At 72.2% G+C, this 7,756-nt stretch carries 7 protein-coding genes; 6 read left to right on the top strand and 1 reads right to left on the bottom strand.

The features are described 5' to 3' along the window. Window positions 1-1,300, bottom strand: a 1,300-nt coding sequence (locus MVA01S_RS27445; RefSeq protein WP_003933646.1) for a DUF349 domain-containing protein, incomplete at its 3' end; no start/stop codon positions are given. Window positions 1,301-1,471: 171 nt separating this feature from the next. On the opposite strand from MVA01S_RS27445, the gene MVA01S_RS27440 reads away from it, so the two are divergent. The 6 genes from MVA01S_RS27440 to MVA01S_RS27415 all read left to right on the top strand — a co-directional run. Further along, complete coding sequence (locus MVA01S_RS27440; RefSeq protein ID WP_003933647.1) at window positions 1,472-2,353, top strand: DMT family transporter; 882 nt, start codon at window positions 1,472-1,474, stop codon at window positions 2,351-2,353. Between the two features lie 13 nt (window positions 2,354-2,366). Further along, window positions 2,367-3,056 carry a class III extradiol ring-cleavage dioxygenase family protein gene (locus MVA01S_RS27435; RefSeq protein ID WP_003933648.1) on the top strand — a complete coding sequence of 230 codons (690 nt, stop codon included), beginning with the start codon at window positions 2,367-2,369 and terminating at the stop codon, window positions 3,054-3,056. 5 nt (window positions 3,057-3,061) lie between these two features. Then, a complete protein-coding gene (miaA, locus tag MVA01S_RS27430; protein WP_003933649.1) occupies window positions 3,062-3,979 on the top strand; it encodes a tRNA (adenosine(37)-N6)-dimethylallyltransferase MiaA in 918 nt (305 codons plus the stop codon). Between the two features lie 4 nt (window positions 3,980-3,983). Further along, window positions 3,984-4,895: a diaminopimelate epimerase gene (dapF, locus tag MVA01S_RS27425; protein ID WP_003933650.1), complete on the top strand. Its 912-nt coding sequence runs from the start codon at window positions 3,984-3,986 to the stop codon at window positions 4,893-4,895. Window positions 4,896-4,923: 28 nt separating this feature from the next. Beyond that, window positions 4,924-6,336 (top strand): GTPase HflX, encoded by a 1,413-nt coding sequence (hflX, locus tag MVA01S_RS27420; protein ID WP_204249585.1) that lies wholly within the window; start codon window positions 4,924-4,926, stop codon window positions 6,334-6,336. A 220-nt stretch (window positions 6,337-6,556) separates the two neighbouring features. Continuing rightward, a partial coding sequence (locus tag MVA01S_RS27415) for a DEAD/DEAH box helicase (protein ID WP_060941774.1) occupies window positions 6,557-7,756 on the top strand: 1,200 nt, incomplete at its 3' end.

Below are 7,756 nucleotides of genomic sequence, written 5' to 3'. Positions count from 1 at the left end.
CGGCCGCCGCCTTCTCCGCCTGCCGCTCGAACTGTTCGGCTCGGGCGCGGAACTGATCGGCACGGGCCTGGGCCTCCGGATCCACCCCGCCGGTCGGAGCGTCGCGGATCTTCTTCTCCACCGCCCGCAGTCGGCGCTCCAGATCGGCCGCGCGTTCCCGCGGCACCTTGCCGATCGCGTCCCACCGGTCGCCGATCGCGCGCAGTGCCGCCCTGGCCGCGTCCACGTCGGAGGCGTCGATCCGCTCGGCCTCGGCCAGCAGGGCCTCCTTGGCTTCGGCGTTGGCGCGGAACTCCGCGTCGCGTTCGGCCGTGGCGGCGTTGCGCGCCGAGAAGAACTTGTCCTGGGCGGCCTTGAAACGCTGCCAGAGCGAGTCGTCGACGTCCTTGGACGCGCGCCCGGCCGCCTTCCACTCGCTCAGTAACTCGCGGAACGTCGCCGAGGTGGGCCCCCAATCGGTCGAGTCGCACAGCGCCTCGGCGCGCTCGCACAGGGACTCCTTGGCCTGCCGGGCGCCTGCGCGTTCCCGGTCCAGCTCGGCGAAGTGCGAACCGCGGCGCCGGTTGAACGTCTCCCGCGCCGCCGAGTAGCGCTTCCACAGCGCGTCGTCGACCTTGCGGTCCAGCCCGGTGATGGTCTTCCACTCGTCGAGGATGGCCCGCATCCGGTCACCGGCGGCCTTCCACTGGGTGGAGTTGGCCGCGATGTCCTCGGCCTCGGCGGCCAGCGCCTCCTTGCGGGCGGTCTGCGCGGCGCGCAGCTCCTCGCGGCGGGCCTTCTCCTCGTGCGAGGCGCTGTCGGCCTGCTCGACGATCGAGGCCAGGCGCGCGGCCAGGGCATCGACGTCACCGAGGACGTGCGCATCGCCCAGGCCCTCGGCCAGCGACACCGCCGCCGACCGGATCTTGCGGGCATCGCCGGTCCCGGACGCCAGCCGGGTCTCCAGCAGCACCACCTCGGTGTGCAGGTCGTCGAAGCGACGGCCGAAGTGGGTGAACGCGGCCTCGGCGTCACCGGCCTGCCACGACCCGATGGTCCGCTCGCCGGACGCGGTGATCAGCCAGACCGTGCCGTCGGGGTCGACGCGGCCGAACCGGTGCGGATCGCTGGTCGGCGCGGTGCCCACCACCGGCGCCACCACGGGGACGGCCGGCCGGGGACCGGGCCGCATCGCACCCGGCTTGGGTTTGGCGGCGGACGGTTTGGGTCGTGGGGCCGGCGCGGAGGTGACCTCCTGCGTCGTCGCCTCGGTCTGCTCGGGTCCGGCGTCCGGGGAGCCGCCGCGTTCGGTGATCGTCATGTCCGTTACCTCGTGTCGTGTCGCGCGGTTCCCCGCGCACCTGCCGCGCACCGCGGCGCCTGTGAGCTGACAACGCTCCTGGCTATTGAAACAGGTCGCCCGGCACTGCGCCCACGCGTTGGCCCGGGCCGGTGCCTAGGCTCTCCCGGGACACACCGGAGGAGGTCGCCGATGGCGAAGGCGGATCTGGCCGCACTGCTGGCGCTCGCCGCCGCGTTCTTCATGGCGGTCGGCGACGTCATCCACCAGCGCTCGGCGCACGAGGTGACCGACGAACAGGTCGGCCACCTGCAGCTTTTCAGCAAGCTGCTGCGGGACCGGCAATGGTGGACGGGCAGCGCAGTGGCCGCGATCGGATTCGCGCTGCAGGCCGCGGCGCTGGGCCTGGGCTCGGTGCTGCTGGTGCAGGCGTTGCTGGTGACCTCGCTGTTGTTCGCGCTGCCGATGAGCGCCAAGTTGTCCCACCGGCGGGTGACCCGCTGGGAGTGGCTGTGGGCGGCGCTGCTGGCGGGAGCGGTCGCGGTCATCGTCACCGTCGGTAATCCGACCGAGGGCGCGTCGCGGGCCTCGCTGGAGACGTGGGTGGCGGTGGCCCTGGTCCTCGGGCCCGTGGTGGCGCTGTGCGTAATCGGCTCGACGGTGTGGTCCGGGCCGGTCAGCGCGGTGCTGATGGCCGTGGTCTCCGGCATCCTGTGGGGCCTGTTCGCCGTGCTGACCAAGTCGGTGGTGCACCGCCTGGACGTCACCAGTCTCGGCGGCGTACTTGAGATGGCCCGCCTACCCGAGTTCTACGCGTGGGTGGCGATCGCGATCCTGGGAACCTCGACACAGCAGGCGGCGTTCCGCGCAGGCGCGCTGACGGCCTCGCTGCCGACGATGACGGTCACCGAGCCGATCGTCGCGTGCGGGCTGGGCGTCGCGGTGCTCGGCGAGACCCTACGGCCGGGGGAGTCGGGTTGGATCACGCTGATCGTGGCGGTGGCCGTGCTGGTGGTGGCCACCGTCGCGCTGGCCCGCGGGGAAGCGGCCACCCGTGACCCCGCGCCCGTGTGATTAGTTGGATGCCGTGTTGACCGCCATCGCGATCGTTCCGTCCGCGCCGCTGATGGTCCCCGACCTGGCCTCCTCTGCCGCTGCCGAAACCGAGGACATGCGCGCGGCCGCAGTGTCCGCCGCGGCCGCTCTGCCGCGGCGCTGGATCGCCGTCGGTGTCGGATGCGCCGACAGCGTGCACGAGCCGCAGACCACCGGCACGTTCGCCGGCTACGGCGTCGACGTCAGGGTCGGGCTGTCCGCTCCGGCGGTCACCGGCGAGCCCACCGCGCTGCCGCTGTGTGCGCTGATCGCCGGGTGGCTGCGCGGCGCGGCCGCACCCGATGCCGAGGTGCAGGTGCGCGCCTACCGGGGCGATCTGGACGCCACCGCGGCCGTCGGGACCGGGTCCCGGCTGCGCGCCGAACTGGACTCCGCACGCGACGACGTCGGCGTGCTGGTGGTCGCCGACGGCGCGAACACCCTGACCCCGTCGGCCCCCGGCGGCTACGACCCGGCCGCGGCGCCCGTGCAGGACGCGCTCGACGACGCGCTGGCCGCCGGCGACACCGACGCGCTGACCCGGCTCCCGGCGACGATCCTCGGCCGGGTCGCCTACCAGGTACTGGCCGGCCTGACCGGACCCGGCCCGCGGTCGGCCGGCCAGTACTACCGCGGCGCCCCCTACGGTGTCGGCTACTTCGTCGGCGTCTGGACCCCGTGACCGCCGTGCGACCGCTGGCCCTCGTCGGCCCGACCGGGACGGGGAAGTCGGAGCTGGCACTGGCCGTCGCCGACGCGCTCAGCGCCGACACCGCCGTCGAGGTCGTCAACGCCGACGCGATGCAGCTCTACCGGGGCATGGACATCGGCACCGCCAAGCTCACGCCCGCCGAGCGCCGCGGCGTGCCCCACCACCAGCTCGACGTTCTCGAGGTCACCGAGACCGCGACCGTCGCGCGCTACCAGGCCGCCGCCGCCGCTGACGTCGAGGCGATCTCCGCCCGGGGGGCGGTGCCGGTGATCGTCGGCGGGTCGATGCTCTACGTCCAGTCGCTGCTGGACCAGTGGTCGTTCCCGGCGACTGACCCGCAGGTGAGGGCCCGCTGGGAACAGCGCCTCGCCGACGTCGGCGTCGCGGCACTGCACCGCGAACTCGCCGCGGTCGACGCCGCAGCGGCGGCGTCGATCCTGCCCACCGACGGAAGGCGGATCGTGCGGGCGCTGGAGGTCGTGGAGCTGACCGGGCAGCCGTTCGCGGCGTCGGCGCCGACCATCGGCACCCCGCGGTGGAACACCGCGATCATCGGACTGGACTGGGAGACCTCCGTGCTCGACGACCGGCTGGCCCGGCGCACCGAGCTGATGTTCGAACGTGGGCTGGTCGAGGAGGTCGTCACGCTCGTCGGCCGCGGGCTGCGCGACGGTGTCACGGCCGCGCGGGCACTGGGCTACGCGCAGGTGCTCGCCGACCTGGACGCCGGCGGCGACGGCAGCGCCGCGCGCGAACCCACCTTCGTCGGCACCAGACGCTACGTGCGCAGGCAACGCTCGTGGTTCCGTCGCGACCACCGCATCACCTGGCTGGACGGCGCGGCGGCAGACAATGTCGACGCGGTGCTGCGCGCCTGGCGCGACGTATCCTGACCGGGTGAAGTTCGCCAAGGGACACGGCACGCAGAACGATTTCGTGCTGCTCCCGGACCTGACCGCCGAGCTGGCGCTGACACCGGCCGCGATCGCCGCGCTGTGCGACCGGCGCCGGGGCCTCGGCGCCGACGGCGTACTGCGCGTGACGACCGCCGGCGCCGCGCACGCCGCCGGGGTGTTCGCGCGGATGCCCGAGGGCGTCGCCGAGTCCGACTGGTACATGGACTACCGCAACGCCGACGGGTCGATCGCGCAGATGTGCGGCAACGGGGTGAGGGTGTTCGCGCACTACCTGCGCGCCAGCGGACTGGAAACCCGCGACGAGTTCGTCGTCGGCTCGCTGGCCGGCCCCCGGCCCGTGGTGCTGCACGGCCCCGCGGGCACCACCGCCGACGTCACCGTCGAGATGGGCAAGGCCAACCAGCTGGGCACCGGCACCGCAACCGTCGGCGGCCGGGTCTTCACCGGGCTCGCCGTCGATGTCGGGAACCCGCACCTGGCCTGCGTGGACGACACGCTGACCGCCGAGGAACTCCGCGCCCTGGACGTCGCCGCACCGGTCCGGTTCGACGCCGCGCAGTTCCCCGACGGCGTCAACGTCGAGGTGCTCACCGCACCGTCCGGTGGGGCGGTGTCGATGCGGGTGCACGAACGCGGAGTGGGGGAGACCCGCTCGTGCGGCACCGGGACCGTCGCGGCCACCGTCGCCGCGCTGGCCCACCAGGGCGCGCAGACCGGAGCTCTGACGGTGCGCGTGCCCGGCGGCGAGGTCGTGGTCACCGTCACCGAGGCCAACAGTTTCCTGCGCGGACCGTCGGTCCTGGTCGCCGACGGGGAGATCGCCGACCGGTGGTGGGCGGCCCAACAGGGAACAGCCGGCGCGGCCGGCACGTTAATTGGAGTGCATGCTTAATGACATTCGTGCGAATCTTGATTCGCCTATGACCCATCCTGAACTTCCCCACGACAATCCCAGCGTCGGCGAACTGGCCCTGGAGGACCGCACGGCGTTGCGCCGGGTCGCCGGTCTCTCCACCGAGCTGGCCGACGTCACCGAGGTCGAATACCGCCAGCTGCGCCTGGAGCGCGTGGTGCTGGTCGGCGTGTGGACCGAGGGCAGCGCCGCCGACGCCGACGCCAGCCTCGCCGAACTCCGTGCGCTGGCCGAGACCGCCGGCTCCGAGGTGCTCGAAGGCCTGATCCAGCGCCGCGACAAACCCGACCCGTCGACCTACATCGGCTCCGGCAAGGCCGCCGAACTGCGCGAGATCGTGGTCGCCACCGGCGCCGACACCGTCATCTGCGACGGCGAGCTGAGCCCCGCCCAGCTCAACGCGCTGGAGAAGGTGGTGAAGGTCAAGGTCATCGACCGCACCGCGCTGATCCTGGACATCTTCGCCCAGCACGCCACCAGCCGCGAAGGCAAGGCGCAGGTGTCGCTGGCCCAGATGGAGTACATGCTGCCGCGGCTGCGTGGCTGGGGCGAGTCGATGTCCCGCCAGGCCGGTGGCCGGGCCGGCGGCGCCGGTGGCGGCGTGGGTACCCGCGGCCCGGGCGAGACCAAGATCGAGACCGACCGCAGGCGCATTCGTGAACGAATGTCCAAGCTGCGCCGCGAGATTCGCGAGATGAAGCAGGTCCGCGACACGCAGCGCGGCCGGCGGGTGGCCAACGACGTGCCGTCGGTGGCCATCGTCGGCTACACCAACGCCGGCAAGTCCAGCCTGCTCAACGCGCTGACCGGCGCGGGGGTGCTGGTGGAGAACGCCCTGTTCGCCACCCTCGAACCCACCACCCGGCGCGGGGAACTGCCCGACGGCCGTGAGTTCGTGCTCACCGACACCGTCGGTTTCGTCCGGCACCTGCCGACCCAGTTGGTCGAGGCGTTCCGGTCGACGCTCGAAGAGGTCGCCGACGCCGACCTGCTGGTGCACGTCGTCGACGGATCCGATGCCAACCCGCTGGCACAGATCAACGCGGTGCGCCAGGTGGTCAACGACGTGGTCGCCGAGACCGACGCGCCGGCACCGCCGGAACTGTTGGTGGTCAACAAGATCGACGCCGCCGACGGTCTCACCCTGGCCCAGCTGCGCCGGGCGTTGCCGGGCGCGGTGTTCGTGTCGGCGCACACGGGGGACGGGCTGGAACGCCTGCAGGCCCGGATGGCCGAGATGATCGCGCCGCGCGACACCGTGGTCGACGTCACAATCCCTTACGAGCGTGGTGATCTGGTGAACCGGGTGCACGCCGAGGGGCGCGTCGACGCCGTCGAACACACCGAGAGCGGCACCAGGATGAAGGCCCGGGTACCGGTCTCGCTGGCCGCCGGATTGACCGGGTACACCACGTACTGACCACCTCGAATGCGCTGGGCCGGGCGACATCGGCTATTGTTGACGAGACGTCGGCTGCGGACCACCGGAGCAGGGTGCCTTTTCACAGCGCCGACACCATCACCACCAGACATTGTTGTGGCGAACTCGCCACGGTGTGCGCACTCCGCATGACGGTCTCCGTCGCGGCTGCCGGGCACACGCTGCCCGACAAGGCCGATAGACAGGAAGCCTCTCAAGAATGACCACCCAAACCTTCGCCGAACTCGGTGTGCCCGCAGCCCTGGTGGGCTCACTGGCCGCACAGGGGATCGGCGAGCCGTTCCCGATCCAGGCCGCCACGCTGCCCGACTCGCTCGCCGGACGCGACGTGCTCGGCCGCGGAAAGACCGGCAGCGGAAAGACTCTCGCGTTCTCCCTGCCGCTGGTAACCCGACTCACCGGTCGCCGTAGTCAGCCTTCGCGCCCGTCGGGATTGGTGCTCGCACCGACCCGCGAACTGGCCACCCAGATCACCGCGACACTGGCACCGCTTGCGGCACTGTCGGGTTTGAGCGTCACCACCATCTACGGCGGGGTCGCGCAGAGCAGGCAGGTCAGCGCGCTGCGTTCCGGCGTGGACATCGTGGTGGCCTGCCCCGGCCGTCTCGAAGACCTGATGCGGCAGAAGCTGATCAACCTCGACGCGGTGGCCACCACGGTCATCGACGAGGCCGACCACATGGCCGACCTGGGCTTCCTGCCCGGCGTCACCCGCATCCTGGCCGCGACGCCGGCCGGCGAGCAGCGGCTGCTGTTCTCGGCCACCCTGGACAACGGTGTCGACAAGCTGGTGCGCCGCTTCCTGACCGATCCGGTGCTGCACTCGGTCGACGAGGCCGCCGACGCGCCCGTCCAGATGACCCACCACGTGTTCCACGTCGGGGGTGTCGAGGCGAAGAGGGCGCTGGTGCACCGCCTGGCGTCGGGTACCGGCCGGCGGATCCTGTTCATGCGCACCAAGCATCAGGCCCGCAAGCTGGCCAAGCAGCTCACCGAGGCCGGCGTGCCGTCGGTGGACCTGCACGGAAACCTGTCCCAGCCCGCGCGCGAGCGCAACCTGGCCGCGTTCTCCAGCGGTGAGGCGCGGGTGCTGGTGGCCACCGACATCGCCGCCCGCGGTGTGCACGTCGACGGGGTCGAACTCGTCGTGCACGTGGACCCGCCGATGGAGCACAAGGCATACCTGCACCGTTCGGGCCGTACCGCCCGGGCCGGCAGTGACGGTGACGTGGTCACCGTCGTGCTGCCCGAGCAGCGCAAGGACACCCAGCAGCTGTTGCGCCGCGCCGGAATCTCGGTGCGTCCGCGCGACGTCGACGCCAACTCGACCGAGGTCAAGGACCTCGTCGGGGAGATCGCCCCGCTGCGCACCGCCCCGGCCCCCGTGGCCAAGCCCGCC

Source organism: Mycolicibacterium vaccae NBRC 14118 = CIP 105934, assembly GCF_001552715.1.
Classification (GTDB): Bacteria; Actinomycetota; Actinomycetes; order Mycobacteriales; family Mycobacteriaceae; genus Mycobacterium; species Mycobacterium vaccae.
Note: the sequence above shows the minus strand (reverse complement) of the source record. Positions and strands in the feature narration are given on the sequence as shown.

Bases quoted from the DNA above. Each gene is read 5' to 3' on its own strand.
- MVA01S_RS27440 (WP_003933647.1), top strand. From the start codon at position 1,472: ATGGCGAAGGCGGATCTGGCCGCACTGCTGGCGCTCGCCGCCGCGTTC.
- hflX (WP_204249585.1), top strand. From the start codon at position 4,924: ATGACCCATCCTGAACTTCCCCACGACAATCCCAGCGTCGGCGAACTG.